Annotated in this window: 12 protein-coding genes and 2 pseudogenes; 10 read left to right on the top strand and 4 right to left on the bottom strand. The window is 69.5% G+C overall.

Annotation, left to right across the window (positions count from 1 at the left end; genetic code table 11):
• The first annotated feature begins 231 nt into the window (after window positions 1-231).
• The gene (locus ACFORO_RS32890; RefSeq protein ID WP_377873504.1) at window positions 232-2,520 is read left to right on the top strand and encodes a S9 family peptidase; all 2,289 of its coding nucleotides are present in this window, start codon (window positions 232-234) and stop codon (window positions 2,518-2,520) included.
• 168 nt (window positions 2,521-2,688) lie between these two features.
• On the opposite strand, the gene ACFORO_RS32895 is transcribed toward ACFORO_RS32890, so the two are convergent.
• Complete coding sequence (locus ACFORO_RS32895; RefSeq protein WP_377873505.1) at window positions 2,689-3,189, bottom strand: SCO family protein; 501 nt, start codon at window positions 3,187-3,189, stop codon at window positions 2,689-2,691.
• Window positions 3,186-3,347 carry a hypothetical protein gene (locus tag ACFORO_RS32900; protein WP_377873506.1) on the bottom strand — a complete coding sequence of 54 codons (162 nt, stop codon included), beginning with the start codon at window positions 3,345-3,347 and terminating at the stop codon, window positions 3,186-3,188. The genes ACFORO_RS32895 and ACFORO_RS32900 overlap by 4 nt, the downstream gene beginning before the upstream one ends.
• Window positions 3,348-3,557: 210 nt before the next feature.
• Between ACFORO_RS32900 and ACFORO_RS32905 the strand changes: the two genes are divergently transcribed.
• From ACFORO_RS32905 to ACFORO_RS32930, 6 genes and pseudogenes are all read left to right on the top strand, one after another.
• The gene (locus ACFORO_RS32905; protein WP_377873507.1) at window positions 3,558-5,621 is read left to right on the top strand and encodes a prolyl oligopeptidase family serine peptidase; all 2,064 of its coding nucleotides are present in this window, start codon (window positions 3,558-3,560) and stop codon (window positions 5,619-5,621) included.
• A gap of 87 nt (window positions 5,622-5,708) precedes the next feature.
• Window positions 5,709-5,957, top strand: a complete 249-nt coding sequence (locus ACFORO_RS32910) for a hypothetical protein (protein ID WP_377873508.1) — start codon at window positions 5,709-5,711, stop codon at window positions 5,955-5,957.
• Entirely contained in the window at window positions 5,954-6,430 is a 477-nt protein-coding gene (locus tag ACFORO_RS32915) for an SRPBCC family protein (RefSeq protein WP_377873509.1), read from the top strand. The genes ACFORO_RS32910 and ACFORO_RS32915 overlap by 4 nt, the downstream gene beginning before the upstream one ends.
• A gap of 309 nt (window positions 6,431-6,739) precedes the next feature.
• Window positions 6,740-8,020 carry an NAD(P)/FAD-dependent oxidoreductase gene (locus tag ACFORO_RS32920; RefSeq protein ID WP_377873510.1) on the top strand — a complete coding sequence of 427 codons (1,281 nt, stop codon included), beginning with the start codon at window positions 6,740-6,742 and terminating at the stop codon, window positions 8,018-8,020.
• Window positions 8,021-8,297: 277 nt separating this feature from the next.
• Window positions 8,298-8,834: pseudogene (locus ACFORO_RS32925) on the top strand (MFS transporter); the annotation flags it as partial.
• A pseudogene (locus tag ACFORO_RS32930) lies at window positions 8,773-9,597 on the top strand (hypothetical protein); the annotation flags it as partial. The pseudogenes ACFORO_RS32925 and ACFORO_RS32930, both read left to right, overlap by 62 nt.
• 180 nt (window positions 9,598-9,777) lie before the next feature.
• Here ACFORO_RS32930 and ACFORO_RS32935 read toward each other — a convergent pair.
• A complete protein-coding gene (locus tag ACFORO_RS32935; protein WP_377896698.1) occupies window positions 9,778-11,277 on the bottom strand; it encodes a PucR family transcriptional regulator in 1,500 nt (499 codons plus the stop codon).
• A gap of 446 nt (window positions 11,278-11,723) precedes the next feature.
• On the opposite strand from ACFORO_RS32935, the gene ACFORO_RS32940 reads away from it, so the two are divergent.
• From ACFORO_RS32940 to ACFORO_RS32950, 3 genes are all read left to right on the top strand, one after another.
• Window positions 11,724-13,382 (top strand): DUF885 domain-containing protein, encoded by a 1,659-nt coding sequence (locus tag ACFORO_RS32940; RefSeq protein WP_377873512.1) that lies wholly within the window; start codon window positions 11,724-11,726, stop codon window positions 13,380-13,382.
• A 65-nt stretch (window positions 13,383-13,447) separates the two neighbouring features.
• Window positions 13,448-14,143, top strand: a complete 696-nt coding sequence (locus ACFORO_RS32945; RefSeq protein ID WP_377873513.1) for a hypothetical protein — start codon at window positions 13,448-13,450, stop codon at window positions 14,141-14,143.
• Window positions 14,144-14,530: 387 nt separating this feature from the next.
• Complete coding sequence (locus tag ACFORO_RS32950; protein ID WP_377873514.1) at window positions 14,531-15,232, top strand: tyrosine-protein phosphatase; 702 nt, start codon at window positions 14,531-14,533, stop codon at window positions 15,230-15,232.
• 111 nt (window positions 15,233-15,343) lie between these two features.
• Here ACFORO_RS32950 and ACFORO_RS32955 read toward each other — a convergent pair whose 3' ends face one another.
• A complete protein-coding gene (locus ACFORO_RS32955) occupies window positions 15,344-16,462 on the bottom strand; it encodes a bifunctional 2-methylcitrate synthase/citrate synthase (protein ID WP_377873515.1) in 1,119 nt (372 codons plus the stop codon).
• Window positions 16,463-16,476 lie beyond the last annotated feature (14 nt).

The raw sequence follows: 16,476 nt of genomic DNA on the forward strand, positions 1-16,476 counted from the left end.
GGACGTCCCGCGCGGGGTCAACCCGACTTCTGCAGTCGGCCGAAAAACGGTAGCCAGCCGGCATTTCGGCGACCGGCGCGAGGCACCGGTGTCACTCCCGTCGCGTGTACAGCCCGGGGCGGGATCGACAACTGTCGCGGCCGGGAAGTTCAGGCGGTGACGAATGACGGTGGTCCCGAGCACAGCGGCTGACCAAGATCAGATCAATGACCTCGACCGAGGAGAGCGACCATGCGTCCCATGATGGATGAGCGCTATCGCTGCGCGCTGGCTCTGGTACCCGAACGTCTGCCCGGACTGGTCCGCAACCGTGCGATCGTCCCGCATTGGACCGGTGACGGCGACGAGTTCTGGTACCGCCGCGACGGAGTCGACGGCTACGAATACATCCTGGTCGCCCCGGAGACCTTCACCAGGCGGCCGCTGTTCGACCGCGACGCGCTGGCCAAGCGGCTGAGCGCGGTGTTCGGTGCCGAGATCGATCTCCGCACGATCGCTGTCACCACTTACGAGCCGCACCTGGTGCGGCTCGGCGACGGCCGCGCCGCGGCACTCGGCCCCGACGGCGACTCAGCAGTCCCCGCCACAGAGCCCGCGCTCCGCAGCCCGGACGGCAAGACCCAGGTATTCCGGCGCGAGCACGACCTGTGGCTGCGCGATGAGAACGGCGAGGAACGCCGGGTGACCCGAGGCGGTGAAGCGCGTTTCGCGTGGGGTGCGCCTTCGGACTACCTGCGTTCGAATCTGCCGCTGGCCGCGCGGGACCGTCCGCTTCCGCCATTGGCCACGGCGGTCTCGCCATCCGGTCGGCTCCTTCTCACCGGGCGGCTGGACGAGCGTTCGATGCCCGAGCACCCGTTCGTCGACCAGCTTCCGACCGACCGGGCGAAGCCGCGGTTGGATCCCTTCCGTTACCACCACATCGACGAGAAGCCCGAGGGCGTTCCTCAACTTGCGATCATCGACCTGGTGACCGGGGACCAGGCCGTCTTCGACGACGAGGACGGCCTGACCGAGGGCCTCGCCATGACGCACCTCGACACCGTCGCGTGGTCGGCCGACGAGCGCTTCGTCTACATGCTCGCCCACGAAACCGGCGGCAAAACCGCGGCGCTGCTGCGGATCGACACTCGTACCGGTGCGCGGACCGTGGCGCTCAGCGAGACGGCAGAGCCGATCTACGAACCCAACACCCACGAGTACAGCCTGCCGCTGCTCCATGTGCTGCCCGCGACGAACGAGGTGATCTGGTTCTCCCAGCGCGACGGCTGGGGCCACCTCTACCTCTACGACCTCGGCACCGGAGCCTGTCGACACCGCATCACCAGCGGCGACATCGTCGTCCGCGATATCCTGCGCGTGGACGAGCAGCGGCGCGAGGTGCTGTTCCTGGCCGGCACCGGCGAGGACGGCGGCAACCCGTACTGGCGCCGGCTCTACAAGGCATCGCTGGACGGCGGCGCCCAAACACTGCTCACGCCGGAACCGGCCGATCACGAACTCAAGGCGCCCGCCATCGCGTTCTTCACCACGATCTTCGGCGGTGCTGCCGACAGTTCGATCAGCCCCAGCGGCCGCTGCTTCGTCGACCACGTCTCGACTGTCGAGAAGCCGACCGAGATCGTCCTGCGCGACACCACGACCGGCGCGATCATCGGCGAACTGGAACGCGCGGACGTCTCCGCGCTGACCGACGCGGGCTATGTGTTCCCGCAGCAGTTCCAGGTCACCGCCGACGACGGGAAGACGCCGCTGTGGGGACTGCTCACGCTGCCTGCGGACCCCGTCGATCCGGCGCGGATCCCGGTCATCGACCTGATGTACGCGGGCTATCAGGTCGTCACCCAGCCGACCGGGTTCCTCAGCGGCGGCGGCAACCCGTCCTGGAGCCAGCTCGGCTCGGCCTACGCTGCCCTCGGCTTCGCCACGGTCGTGCTCGACGGCCGCGGCACACCCGGCCGCGATCCCGTGTTCCGGCAATGGACGCGGGAAGAACTCGACACCCCGCGGGGAATCGAGGACCACGTCACCGCCATCCGTGCACTGGCCGCTCAGCATCCCGAACTGGACCTCTCCCGCGTCGGCGTGACCGGCCACTCCTACGGCGGGTACAACTCGGTGCGCGCGATGCTGTCTTTCCCAGAGTTCTTCACCGTCGGGGTCAGCTCCGCCGGTGTGCACGACGCGCGCAAGCTCCCGCGCGGCGCCTGGAACTGGCACTTGGGCAGCGAGGATCCGAAAGACCCCGGCAAACTGGTCGCCCTCGGCAATCTCCGGCTGGCCGACCGGTTGCGCGGCAAGCTCCTGCTGGTGTCCGGCGACCGGGACGCCAACGTCAGCCTGGATCACACCTTCGCGCTGATCGACGCGCTCATCCATGCGCGCAAGCGATTCGACCTCAAGATCTGGCCCGGAGTCGACCACTACAGCGGGACCACTCCATACGTCCGCGCGCTGATGTGGGATTACTTCGTCGAACACCTGCTCGGCGAGAAGCCGCCCGCCGAACTGCCATTCTGATCCGCGCCGACGCCGGTCGTGTTCGCTGGTCGCATCACTTGCGCTGAGCCGAATGCTGCGGACCGTGCCCGATGCCTTCGGCCTGACCAGCCTGATCGACGCCGCCCCGACGCCGAGCTTGCTCAACCGCGCGAACAGCCTGTCCAGACCGGACGCTCCCGACGTGCCTCACTGGACCAGTTTCCGGATCCGGTCGGTGATCTCGTCCGCATCCAGGATGTCCGGGAAGTGCGCGAGGTACGCCGCGACCGGGTCGAGCAGATAGGTCAGTGCGGTGTGCGGCACCGCGTATCCCTCCGGGTCCTCCGGATCCGCTCCGTGGCCGGCGTAGACGCGGAACGCGGCGCGGGCCGCCTCCGCTGCTTCCGGGCTCCCGGTGAGCCCCAGGGACCGCGGGTATGTCTGTTCGAGGAACGCGCGCATGACGCTGGGGGTGTCGCGTTCCGGATCGACTGAGACGTACAGCGGCTGAATCCGGTCGGCGAGCGGCCCGAGATTGTCGAGCACCGTGCTCAGAAGGCCCAGCACGCGGGGGCAGACGGGACGGCAGTGGGTGAAGCCGAAGAAGACCATCTGGTAGCGACCCGGAAAGTCCTGCTCGGTGACCTTGCGACCGTGGTGGTCGACCAGGGTGTATCGCGGCTGGAGGGGGCGGTGCGTGACGTTCATGCCTTGCTCCAGATCATCTCGAGGTCGACGCGGCCACGCAGATCGAGCGAGATCCGCAACCCGTCGTCCACGCGCCTCGGTTGAAGCCGATGTCCTTCCGTCGTCGGCTCGACCCCGGCTTCGTCGCCTCGGGCGACAGTGCTGCCGTCGATCGTCAACGCCCAGGCGCCTCGGCGCGGCCTCCTCACTGATCGATGCGGGAGGACCGCACAGCGCGACGATGGCTTTCGCCGGCCCAAAACTTCGTCGACATCTGTCGCGTGCGTCAGGCAGGTGAGCCATCATCTGTCGATCGCGTTCCGGGCCTGGCCAGGGCAGAGTGGTTCCACCCCGACCGTCCACACCGGACCAGCCCCACGGAGGACGAGATGACCGACGCGCAGCTGCCCTATCCTGCGGCGCGAACCGTCGACACCCGAGACACCGTCGCAGGTATCAGTTTCGCCGATCCCTACCGCTGGCTCGAAAACGATTCGGCCGAGACGGCGGCGTGGCAGGAGACGCAGAACTCCCTCGCCGACGCGTTCCTCGGGCAGTGGCCGCACCTGGACGCCCTCCGGTCCTCGGTCGACGAGCACGTCGCGGACGGCACCGGCTCACCCAACTGGCTGGTCGACCCGACACCGAAGTTCGCCGGTGGCCGCTGGTTCCGTGTCGCCCGCACCCCCGACCCCGGCTATCCGGACAGTGCCGCGCTTGTGATCTCGGACGGCCTGGACGGTCCAGGGCGCGTCCTGTACGACCCGGCCCGGGACGGCGGCAGGCAGATCTCCTGGTTCGTTCCCTCGCCGGACGGACGGATCGCGCTGTTCGCGGTCAACCAGGGTGGTTCCGACCTCGGGCAGATCCGGCTGCTGGACGTGGAAACTGGCGATCAGCTGCCGGAGCGGCTTCCGCAGCTGACGATGGGTCCGATGATCACCCCGCAGTGGCTGCCGGACAGCTCCGGTTTCTTCTACACCGCGGGTGATCTGTCAGCGGAGTCGTTCGCCTTCCGGGTCTACTTCCATTCGATCGGCGCGGAACCGCCGACCGAGCCGGAGCCGGTCACCGGCGGCGAAGGCCCGACGGTCCAGGTCGCCGCTGACGGCAAGCACGCCGTGCTGACCAGTGTCTGGCCGCTCCCCCGGTACGTGTGCGACCTGCCCGAACGGAACTGGCGCCCGTTCGTGCCGGACCTCGACGCGTCCGTGGCCGGTGTCATCGACGGGGACCGCTACGTCGCGGTCACCAACCGCCAGGCACCCCGCGGGCGGATCGTGGCGATCGGATTCGACGATCCGGATCCCGCCGCGTGGCGGGAACTCGTCGGGGAGTCACAGCGGGTTCTGAGCCACGTCCGGCTGGTCGGCGACCGGCTGGTCGTCACGGGATCGGTCGACACCGAGGCCCGCGCCTGGGTGTTCGACCGGGATGGACGGGAGCTCGAGGAGGTGCCGATGCCCGGCCAGGGAGCCCTGCCGCTCGACGTCATGCCGAACGCCGCGCTCGCGGCCGAGAGCCACCCCGACGAGTTCGTGTTCCAGTTCTCGACCCCCGTCTCCTCGCCGGGCCTCTATCGCTACCGGTGGGGTTCCGGGCAGATCGACACCCTGCGCGCGCCGCGGGTACACCTTGCCGGTGCGACGTCAACCCTGCGCTGGGCCCGTTCCGCGGACGGCACCGAGGTGCCGTATCACCTCGTCCTGCCAGAGGGTGCCGACGGGACGAGTCCGCTGCCCACGCTCGTCACCGCATACGGCGGCGGCAGGGTCTCCTGGCCGGCGCAGTATCCCGGCCCCGTCGCCGCGTTCGTCGCGGCCGGCGGCGCACTGGCCATCTCCCACCAGCGCGGCGGAAGCGACCTCGGCACCGGCTGGGCCGACGCCGGACGCCTCCGCTGCAAGCAAAACAGCCTTGACGACCTCTACGCGATCGCCGAACACCTCCTCGCCACCGGCGCCACCGCCACCGGCCAGCTCGCCATGACCGGCTGGAGCAACGGCGGCTTCGTCGCGGGCAACGCATTCACCCAACGACCGGACCTCTGGGCGGCGGTCGTGCCGCAATGCCCGCCGCTGGACGTCATCGGCGCCCACCGCCAGCCCTACGGCAAGTTCGCCGCCAGCGCGGAGTACGGCGACCTGGACAATCCCGAAGAGGTCGCCCGCCTCGCCACGATGTCGCCCTACCACCTCGTCGACGACACAGTCGCTTACCCGGCGCTCTACATTCACGCAGGCGGCGCGGACGTCGCCTGCCCGCCCGGCCCGACCCGCAAGTTCGTCGCGCGCGTGCAAGCCTCCGAAGCCACCACCGCGCCAGTGCTGCTGCGCGTCTGGGACGGCGTCGGACACGGCACCGCCAGCAACCGGTCGGAAGCCGTCACCCACGCGACCCATTGGCTCGCCTTCCTCATGCAGCGCCTGGGGATGACACCAGCCGGTGGGTAGGTCGAAGAACGCGGGGCTCGACAATTCGTTCAATGTCTCGCTGCTGCCTCGGTTTCCCGCGAGTACGTCCCGTTCGTCGAAGCAGGCGTGGTCTTCGTGCTGATGTCCTTGCGCGGCAGCGGCGAATACGGCCGGGCGCGGCACGACACCGGGTGGCCGGCCGCGAGCAGAACGTGTTCGACGACTTGGCCGTCGCACCACGACATCGAGTGCGACGTCGTGCATCCCGGCGTCTACCGGGTGTTCGTCGAGAACGACTCGGTTTGCCTGTCCTTCCTCATCGACCAGACCGGTCTGCGCCACCGCGGCGCCGCACACTTAGGAGACCCCGCATGACCGAACCGCTCGCGACCATCGACTTCCTGACCCACAGCAAGGTGCACATCGCGGCCGGCGCGGCGGCGATCTGGCCGCACATCGTCGACTCCGACGGCTGGCGCAGGGGCCAGCTCCTGACACCCCTCGGCGGCCCGACGGGTTCCGTGGGGCAGCGGTTCCACGCGGCTTCTCCCGAGGCTCCTGACGTCGCGCTCTACTACGTCGAGAACGCCGAGCTGGTCCCTGCGCAGCGCCGCACGATCCGTCTCGACACATTGGACGGCACTTTCATGGGTTTCGCGACCTGGGAGCTGACCCCGGCCGGTGACGGCACCATGGTCGCCTACGACGTCTACAGCCGCGGTCCGATGTTGCCTCCCGGGCAGTCGGCGGAAGACCTGCTCGCCTGGGCCCAGCAGATGATGGACGAGGGGCTGGTGCGGCTCAAGGGGTTCATCGAGGGTAAAGACCTGGGATCCGAAGTCGCCTGACGTCGGCGCACGCTGGCTCTTGCGGGCTGTCGGGGCGCCGGTCGCCCGACGGTCCACAAAGGAGTGTCAGCTCGCAGCGAGCTGTTCCGCCTCGTAGGAGATGCCGTCCGGAGGATGACTGCGTGCCTGCAGCGACCTCGTCGAAGAGGCGGACTTCCGATTCTTCCGATCTCGAGGTGGTCTTCGCGGTGCCGAGCGACGGCAGTTGTCGCGTCGTAAGCGTCGAATACACGACGGTGGTCGACTGCGTTCCGGCCCGGCCGTCCCCGAAACTGGCGCCACGTAATCCGTTCGGCGAAGGAGTAGCGCATGGTGGACGTGGTGGTGGTCGGGGCCGGGGTGATCGGGTCGTCGATCGCGCTCGAGCTGGCCCGGTCCGGACAGCAGGTGGTCGTGCTCGACCGTGCGCCGGGAGCGGGGCAGGGGTCGACGTCGGCGTCGAGTGCGATCGTGCGCTTCAACTTCTCGACCACGGCTGGGGTGGCGATGGCGTGGGAAGCGCACTTCGGCTGGCGTGCCTGGCCCGGGCACCTCGGGCACGACGTCGGCGATCTGGCGCGGTTCAGCCGATCCGGGCTGGTGATGCTGGACGTCGACGCCGCCCCGCGCGCGTCGTGGCTGCCGCTGTTCGACGAAATCGGTGTGCCGTACGAAGAATGGGATGCCGCGACACTGGCCGAACGAGTCCCCGGCATCGACACCGGCCGCTACTGGCCGCCGAAACGTCTCGAAGACGAGGAGTTCTGGGGTGACTCGCGAGGCACGCTCGGCGCTGTCTACACCCCGGACGCGGGATACGTTTCGGACCCTTCGCTCGCCGCGGTCAACCTGGCCGTCGCGGCGGCCGCCGAAGGTGCGGAGTTCCGTTTCCGCGCCACGCTTGCCGGTGTCGAGAAGTCCGGTGGCCGGGTGAGGGCGGTCCGGCTGGCGGACGGCACCCGGATCCCGTGCGGGGTGGTCGTCAACGCGGCCGGGCCGTGGTCCGGAGCGGTGAACCGGCTGGCCGGGGTGGGGGCCGACTTCACCGTCGGCGTGCGCCCGCTGCGGCAGGAGGTCGCGCACGTGCCCGTCCCGGCGGGGTACCGCGGGCCCGCGGTGGCGGACATGGACCTCGGCACCTACTTCCGCGGCGAGGTCGGCGGCGACCTGCTCGTCGGGGGCACGGAACCGGACTGTGACCCGTTGCGGTGGGTCGACGATCCCGACTCGGTCGACGTCCACCCGACGGCGGTGGTGTTCGAGGCCCAGGTGACGCGAGCGGCGCGGCGGCTGCCGGAGCTGGCGGTGCCGAACCGGGCGCGCGGGGTGGTGGGCGTCTACGACGTGGCGGACGACTGGACCCCGATCTACGACCGGACGGACCTCGGCGGTTTCTACGTCGCGATCGGGACCAGCGGCAACCAGTTCAAGAACGCCCCGATGGTCGGGCAGGTGCTGGCGGAGCTGATCGACCGGGTCGAGAACGGCGCCGATCACGACGCGTCGCCGGTGCGGTTCCGGGCGCCACGCACGGGTCTGGAGATCGACCTGGGCGCGTTTTCCCGGCGGCGCACCAGGAATTCCGCGAACTCGGGCACCGTGATGGGCTGAACCCGGACCTGCGGGGGCCGCGCGACAGATGTCTCGCGGTGGCCCGGCGGGAACGGGACATCCGCGGATAGGGAATGCCCGGTGTGAGCGGCGACACTCGTGCATCCGCTCCGGCGACCGCACCCCTTCCGGCCGAAGTGGACTCGAAATTCCCCGCTCCTCCGGGAGGCCGTGCATGTCATCATCCGCGCTCACCGTCGAAAATGGACAGAGAACCGGGTCGTTTCCCGCGGCCGTCCTCGGTGCCGTCGTGCTCGTCTACAGCCTGCTGGAATCGATGCTCGTCCCGGCGCTGCCGCTGATCCAGCAAGGGTTGGGAGCCTCGACCGCTTCGGTCACCTGGGTCTTCACCGGGCTGCTGCTGTCCGGCGCGGTCTGCACCCCGCTCGTCGGACGACTGGCCGACCTCCACACCAAGAAAGCCGTCTTCTTCGGTGTGTGGGCAGTGGTCGCGGCCGGTGCGCTCATCGCCGCCGTCGCCACCTCGATCAGGCTGCTCGCGATCGGCCAGGTCCTGCAAGGCGCCGGGCTCGGCTTCGTCCCGCTGGCGATCGGCATCCTGCCGGACACCCAGTCCGCCGATCGGGCCCGGACCGGCAACGGGCTGATCATCGGCATGTCCGCGCTGGGCTCCGTCGCCGGCGTGCTGGTGTCCGGCCCGTTGCTCACCGCGCTGTCCTACCACTGGCTCTACTGGCTTCCGTTGGCGGCGTTGGTCCTCCTCGGCATCGTGGCCGCGGTGGTTCTTCCCTCCGCCCCGGCCACCGGCGAGGGAAAGATCGACTGGGCGGGCGCGGTGCTGCTCAGCAGCGGGTTGTTCGCGGTGCTCGTCGCCCTCACCGAGGCCCCCGCGTGGGGGTGGTCGTCGGCGAAGTTCCTCGTGCTCGCCGGCGCGGGGGGTGGTCCTGGTGGCGGTGTTCGCGGTGGTCGCACGAACGATCGAGCGGCCGTTGGTCGCCCTCCGGGTCGGTGGGAAGGCGGTGCTCGTCACGTGCGCGGTCGCGTTCGCGGCCGGCTGGGCGACGTACGCGGTCTTCCTCTCCCTGCCGACGATGGTGACCGCGCCGCCGGCCGCCGGGTACGGACTCGGGGGCACGCCGACCACGACGGGGCTGCTGCTGCCCCTCGGGCTGGCCGGTGCCGCCTCGGCGGCCCTGACCGGACGGCTGGAGCGTTCGCTGGGCAGCAAGACGGTGATGGTGCTGTCCCGCGTGCCGCTCGCGGCGTCTTCGGCGATCCTGTTCCTGGCCCGGTACGAGGGCGGCATGCTCGCGCTCGCCTCGGGACTGGCCGGGCTCGGCGTCGGCGTCGGGCTGACCCAGGCGATGAACATCGTGTCGTCGTCGGTGCCCGCGGAGCGGGTGGCCAGTGCCAGCGGCTTCCTCCTGGTCGTGCGCTCGGTCGGCGGGACGCTGGGCGCGCAGGTGTCGGGCAGCGTCCTGGCGAGCGACCTCGTCCCGGGGACGCCCCTGCCCACCTGGTCGTCCTTCGGCACGATCTTCGTCATCTCGATCGTGGTCGGCCTCGGCGCGCTCGCGGCGAGCATGGCGCTGCCCCGGCGCACGGCGAGCCTCTGACATCCAGCGCCGCCCGTCCCGTCCGACGTCTTGACGGGGCGGGCGGCGCTGGCCCTGGTCTCGGAGGCGGGGCCGGGGCCGAGCTCGTCCCGCCGTCGGACAAAGTTCCGCTGGAAGTCCCGGACGACTCCCCGCCGCGGCCGGGCCCGGCGGTGAAACCCGATCGAGCCGAGCCGGCGGTCAGCGGCCGAGGTGGTCGCGGTAGGCCGCGGCGAGGACCCGTAGCTTGAGCCCGAGGTGCAGCATCAGCCGGTCGTCGCCGGAGTCGAGGCTGCACCCCGTGATCTGCTCGATCCGCTTGAGCCGCTGGTACAACGTGGCGCGGTGGACGCGCAGGGAGTCGGCGGTGCGCTGGATGTTGCCGCCGTGGTCGAAGAACTCGGTCAGCGTGGTGAGCAGGACGTCGTGGGTGTCCTCCCGCTCCACCGCCGCGAGCGCCGGCACCCCGGATGCGTCGAGCAGGTCTTCCGGCGGCAATTTCAGCAGGAGTTCGTACGGGCCCAGCTCGCCCCAGCGGGCCAGTGACCCGATGCCGGGCAGCAGCAGGGCCGCGCGGGCGGCCAGGAGCGCTTCGCGGTAGGACGTGACGACGTCGCCGAGGGCCGTCACGGTTCCGCCGACCCCGAAGACCGGCTCGGCGTTCTCGTCGCCGAACCGGCCGAAGCGGGTCGTGATCCGCTCCGCGACCGCAGCTGCCAGGGCCCGGGACGGCGGAACCCGCTGCACGAGCAGGATCCACGCGCGTGACCGGTTCGCCGCCATCAGCGCGACGCCGTCGTGGACCGTGCGGACGCCTTCCTCGACTGCAGCTTCGAATGCGACCTCTCGTGGCGCGGCGGTCGTCCGCGAAGCCGGGCACTGCACGGCGAGCACGGTGAAGTGGCCGCTCTCGACGCCGAAGAGCTGTTCGGCGCGCAGGTCCTCGATCGCCTGGGCGCGCGCGGCCGGGTCGCCGGAGACGAGCTCTCGGAGGATGCCTTCCTGCCGGGCCTTCGACCGCTCGTGCAGCAGCAGCCGTCGCAGCAGCACCGCTCCCGCGGTGTCGGCGGCTTCACCCGCGGCCGCCGTCTCCTGTTCGGTGAACGTGCCGTCCTTGTCGATCAGCCACAGGTAGCCCAGCAGCATGCCGTCGCAGCGGACCGGTGCGCACAGCCGCGACGCTCCACCTTCGACCTCGACGACGGCGGGTGCGACCCAGCGGCCGATGCCCTGGGCGAGGAGGTGGTCGACGATCCGCGGTTCGACCGCCCGGTTCATCACCGAGCTGACGCGCATGGCGTCTTCGTCCCCGAAGTGGCGGCTGGCCGCGAGCAGGCGGATGGCCGGGTCGTCGATCGCGACCGAGCGCTGCAGGCGCTCGGCGAGTTCGTCCACGATGGACTGGAGGTCGCGGTCGGACACAGCACCCCTTTTCGTTCGGCGGTCGCCGTCCACGGTAACCCGGGCGGGGCGAGGGCGATTTCCCGTATATCGCGCGAGGATGAGGTCGATTTCCTCGGCCGTCGTACGGTGGTTGGTGATGCACGCGCGCAGACCGAGCCTGCCGTCGAGCACCACGGGCCCGAGCAGCGTCAGGCCGGCTGTGGCCCCGATACCGCGTGCGAAGTGTTCCGACAGCCGGAGCCGGCGCGTGGCGGCGCGGAACGACTCCACCCCGAACGCTTCGAGCGCACTCCGCACCTTGAGTTGCCTTGAAACTCCGCGAAAGCCGCGGGCCGTAGATCGAGTCGGCGCGGGCCGCACCGCCCGTCAGCCCCCGCATCTCCTCGCACAGCAAGAAAAGACCGCCGTAAGCGCTGTCGACGTGGAACGTCGCGGCCACGGGCGAGGTGCCGGGGCCACGCATCATCCACTGTGGACTGTTGCCGGGCCTGGACCGGCGGTCACGGCCGGCTCGGCGCCGGGTGGGACACGGTCGACGACTGGCGCGCGCAAGGCCTTCCTGCGGGTGCGTCGTTCCTCAGGATGTGCGTGACCAGGGTGGCGCTGGTCGTCCGGCGTGGCGGGATCGTCAAGGACATCCGTTGACGGCGCGGCTCGCCCGCGACAATCGTGCGGCCTCACGCGGAAAGGACGCGACCGTTGTCGATTCCCGGGCGGAGGTTCGCGAGGTTAGGTTGGCCGCCATGACTTCACCGAGTGAGCTGGCCGACGAGTTGTGGGCGCACCTGCTGCGCACCCAGCCGCAGCTCGCGCTGCATGCGGGTGAACCGGTCACCCAGCTGCCGCGCGGCACCCACGAGGAAGCGAGCGAGGCCGCCGCTCTGGGCCGCCGGCTGCTGGCCCGGCTCGGTTCGGAGGCCGATGCGGACAGTTCGATCGCCGCTGTGGTGCGCGAACTGGCAGGCAACCTGGCCGGCGGTGACGACGACTTCTGGTGGAGCTTTCCGATCGCGCCGTACCAGAGCTACGGGTGGACGTCGTTCGTCCAGCAGGTGTTCCGCCCGTTCACCTTCGCCACCGGCGACGACGCGCGACGCTACCTGTCCCTGGCCGGCGACTTCACGCATGCCGTCAAGGCCGCAAGGACCAAGCTCGCCGGTCAGGCCGAACAGGGCATCCGGCTGCCGCGCCCGGCCTTGGCCGGCTTCCGGACCGCCGTCCGTGCGCATCGTTCCGCGGCCGCGGAGTTCCTGCGTCCTGCGGAGTCCCGGCTGGCCTGCCTCGACGCCGCGGCACGCGGGGCGCTGGTCGACGGCGTGGACCGGCTCATCGCGGACGAACTGCTGCCCGCCTTCGACGCCGTGCTTGCCTACGTGGACGGACCGGGTGCACAGAGCGCGGTCGAGGGCATCGGGCTCGGCCAGTACCCCGGCGGTGCCGTGGCGTACCGCCGACTGGTGCGCCAGTACGCCACCTATCCCATCGAGCCCGCCGACGTGCACGAACTGGGCCTGGCCCGGGTCCAGCAGCTGACCGAGCAGCTGACCGAGGTCCGCCGGGAGACCGGCTTCGACGGCGACGAGGCCGCTTACCGGCTCCGGCTCGAAGCCGACCCGCGCTTCCACGCTCCCGATCCGGAGTACGTCGCGGAGACCTATCGCAGGCACATCGCCGCTGTCGAACCCCAGGTCGACCAGTGGTTCCAGGTCCGGCCACGGGCGGCGTACGGCGTGCACCGGCTCGATCCGGAGCTGGAAGCGGGCATGACATTCGGCTACTACGAGCCGCCTATCGCGACCAACCCGGTCGGCCGCTACCGGTTCAACGGGTCAGGCTTGGCCGATCGTGCGCAGATTTCGGCCGCCGCGCTGATCTTCCACGAACTCGTGCCCGGTCACCACTTCCACTTGGCGCGCCAGGCCGAAGATGCCTCTTTGCACCCGCTGCAGGCGCAGGGCGCGGCGGAGGCGCTCGGCGCGTACAGCGAGGGCTGGGCCGAGTACGCGGCCTCGCTCGGGTTCGAAATGGGTCTCTTCGCCGATCCGTGGGACCGCTACGGCGCCCTTCTGCACCAGCGGTTCGTGGCCCAGCGACTGGTCGTGGACACCGGGCTCAACCTGCTGGGCTGGTCCGAGGACAAGGCCCGCGCGTACATGGCGTCGACGACCATGGAGTCACCCGCCCAGGTGGCCTCGGAGATCCTGCGCTACGGCACCGATCTGCCCGCCCAGTCGCTGTCCTACCGGCTGGGTTTCGAGAAGTTCTGGCAGCTTCGCGGCACGGCCGAGCAAGAACTGGGCAGCCGGTTCGACGTGCGCGAGTTCCACGAGACAGTGCTCGGCGCCGGCAGCCTTCCGCTCACCGCCGTCGAACACAACGTCAAGGCTGCCCTGAGCCGCTGACCACGCAGCGCGACTCCGGTGGATCTCGGCAGGATACGCCGGCCGACCCCGAACCGGACGGGATCTTGTCCGAGCTCATCGCCCAGGCTGCCGCCGAGCTGCGCGATGCGGTCACGCCGCGAGCCCCGACAGCCCTGGCACTCATCGGCGTGGTGGTCGGCGCGATCATCGCCTGGCGCACCTTCACGTCCCAGAACCAGGCGAACGAGAAGAACCTCGCGGCGCTGAAGGCCCAGCTTGACCTCCAACGCGACGATTCCCGGCGGCAGGCTGATCTGCACAGCGCCCAAGGAGAGGCGCTCGCGCTCCAGGTGCGTCAGATGACAAGCCAGCTGGAGCGCGAACAACGCTTCGACGCGGAAGCTGTTCGCGTCATCAAGCATGTCATCGACAACACCGACCTGAAGCAGTCCCAGCTCAAGGTCATTGTCACGAACACGTCGCCAAGACCCATCCATGACCTCGACATCGTGTTCAGCGACGGCGTGACCCTCCACGACTGTGTCATCGGAGACCAGCAGGTCGGTCCTGGACGCCAACGAAGCCCCGACTCGCAGGTCGGCATCCTCACCGCCGAGACCGCAGTGCGGTACTTCTCGGGCTACGTCGATCGTTCCTTGGCATCGCGCCTGAAGTTCAAGATCACCTACCGCACTCGATACAGCCACTGGGTCGACGACATGTGCATCCCGGAGAAGATAGAGCCCGGCGTCGATCCGTTCGCGGCACACGACTCGGACGGTGCATCAACTGCCTCCTAGACGCGCAAGTCTCAGCTCGGGCCCGGCGTCCGCAGCGCGGGGAATGACCTCCCGCTCCACCACGGGACAAACATCCGCTCATGCCGCATAGCGGCCACGGTGGAATGTCCACCACCTCGTCAGCGCCAGCGACCACTGCCAGCTCGCGATCAGCATCGACGCCACGAAACCTGTTCCTGTCTTTGCTATTTGGCCCCTGTGATCGATAGGTGGCCCCGGATAGGGCGATTCGGCCCGACGCACCGCCTCGCCTGTGTTGCCAGTCGAGTGCAGGGGAAATGGCAGCGGACGCTCAGCCGATGTCGGTGCGGCGCGGGACGGTCCGGTCCCCCGCGCGGCAGGCTTGCCGGGAGCCAACCGAGAGCGGGCGTCACGCGTCTTGTGACTGTGATCGGCGGCAGAGAGCTTTCTTGGGACGGGTGTGTCAATGTTCGGGATCTCAGCGGGCTGGGGCGGGTCAGGCCGCGTGCGGTGGTCCGGATGGAGGCGCCGACGCGCTTGAGCGAGGCCGGGTGGGCGGCGGCTTGGGCATACGGGGTCCGCACAGTGGTCGATCTGCGCGAGCCCGACGAGCACGAGCCGGACGACGCACCGAGACCGGCGGGAATCACGACCGTTCATGCCCCGCTGGAACCGGTCGGCACACCGTTCTACGAACAGTGGAAGAAGATCGACAACTTGGCCTCGCCGCTGTACTTCCCGGCGATACTGGCCGAACACCCCGAGTTGGTGGTCACCGCCGTGCGGGCGATCGCCAACGCCGCGCCGGGGTGCGTGGTGTTCCACTGCTCCGGCGGCAAGGACCGGACTGGGCTGCTGGCCCTGGTGTTGCTCACGTTGGCCGGAGCGGCACCGGAGGAGATCATCGCCGACTATCTGCTGACCTACGACCGGATGAAGCAGCGGTACGACGCACTCGGCATCCCTGACCAACTGACCGGAGTGACCAAGCTCCTCGCGGCCCGCAACACCACCATCGAAGCATCGCTGGCCTCAACGATCACGTCGTTGACGATGCCGGACTACCTTCTCGACAACGACCTGTCCGATACCGAACTCGCCGCCCTGCACGCCCGCTTGGCCATCTGACGAACAGGTCAGCCGGGGAGGACCTTCGGCACCGACAATCGGAGGGTCCGGCTACGCGGCCCCTTATCGCGCCAGCTGATTCGAGTCTTCCTCAGTCCAGGTTCCGCTGGGTCAGCAGCGGGTGATCGCCCGCTGCGGCTTGCCGCTGTAGGTGCTCGACGGGCGGATCAGGCTGTTGGCCGCGAGCTGTTCGGTGATGTGCGCGGTCCAGCCGGTGATCCGCGCGGCCACGAAGATCGGCGTGAACACCGGGGTGTCGAACCCCATCAGGTGATACGCCGGGCCCGCGGGGTAGTCGAGGTTCGGGTGGAGTCCTTTCGCCGTGTGCATCGCCTGCGCGAGAGCTTCGTAGAGGTCGAGCAGTTCGTGGCCGTCGCGCAGCTCGGCCACCTCCTGCAACGCCTGGCGCATCGTCGGCACCCGGGAATCGCCTTTCTTGTACACCCGGTGCCCGAATCCCATGATCTTGCGCTTGTCTGCGAGGGCTTTCGTCAACCATGCCTCGGCTTTGTCCGCGACGCCGATTTCCTCGAAGGTCGCCATCACCGCCTCGTTCGCGCCACCGTGCAGCGGGCCTTTCAGCGCCCCGATAGCGGCCGTCACCGCGCTGTAGAGGTCCGACAGCGTCGAGGTGACGACCCGCGAGGTGAAGGTGGAGGCGTTGAAGCTGTGCTCTGCGTAGAGGATCAGAGATGTCTCGAAGGCCCGGACGATCACCGGCTCCGGTACCGCGCCGAGGGTCAGGTACAGGAAGTTCTCCGCGTAGCCGAGATCGTCGCGGGGCGGCAGCGGAAGCAGTCCGTGGCGGCGGCGTTGTGTGAGCGCGACGACCGACGGCAGCACCGCGAACAGGCGCAATGCCTTGGCCTGATTGGCTTCCGGCGAGTTGTCGTCTTCCGCGGGGTCGTTCGCGCCGATAATGCTGACCGCGGTGCGCAGAGTGTCCATCGGGTGCGCCGTCTCCGGCAGGCTGAGCAACGTCATGACCAGCTCGACCGGCAGGCCGCGTTGCGCTCGCTCGGCCTGGTTCTGCTCGGCCAGTTGCGCCGGCGTGGGCAGTTCGCCGTGCCAGAGCAGATAGGCGACTTCTTCGAAGCCGCAGTGCGCGGCGAGGTCCTGGACCGGATAGCCGCGGTAGGTCAGGGAGTTGGTGTCGGGGTTGACCATCGACACGCCGGTGGTGTCGACGACGACCCCGGAGAGTCCTTTGTGGATGGTTGGTGCGGACATCGGCGTCCTCCTGG

Origin of the sequence: Amycolatopsis halotolerans, assembly GCF_042647905.1 — a bacterium.
GTDB lineage: Bacteria > Actinomycetota > Actinomycetes > Mycobacteriales > Pseudonocardiaceae > Amycolatopsis > Amycolatopsis halotolerans.

Coding starts and splice junctions, on each gene's coding strand:
- ACFORO_RS32890 (WP_377873504.1), top strand. CDS start 232: ATGCGTCCCATGATGGATGAGCGCTATCGCTGCGCGCTGGCTCTGGTA.
- ACFORO_RS32895 (WP_377873505.1), bottom strand. CDS start 3,189: ATGAACGTCACGCACCGCCCCCTCCAGCCGCGATACACCCTGGTCGAC.
- ACFORO_RS32905 (WP_377873507.1), top strand. CDS start 3,558: ATGACCGACGCGCAGCTGCCCTATCCTGCGGCGCGAACCGTCGACACC.
- ACFORO_RS32915 (WP_377873509.1), top strand. CDS start 5,954: ATGACCGAACCGCTCGCGACCATCGACTTCCTGACCCACAGCAAGGTG.
- ACFORO_RS32920 (WP_377873510.1), top strand. CDS start 6,740: ATGGTGGACGTGGTGGTGGTCGGGGCCGGGGTGATCGGGTCGTCGATC.
- ACFORO_RS32940 (WP_377873512.1), top strand. CDS start 11,724: ATGACTTCACCGAGTGAGCTGGCCGACGAGTTGTGGGCGCACCTGCTG.
- ACFORO_RS32955 (WP_377873515.1), bottom strand. CDS start 16,462: ATGTCCGCACCAACCATCCACAAAGGACTCTCCGGGGTCGTCGTCGAC.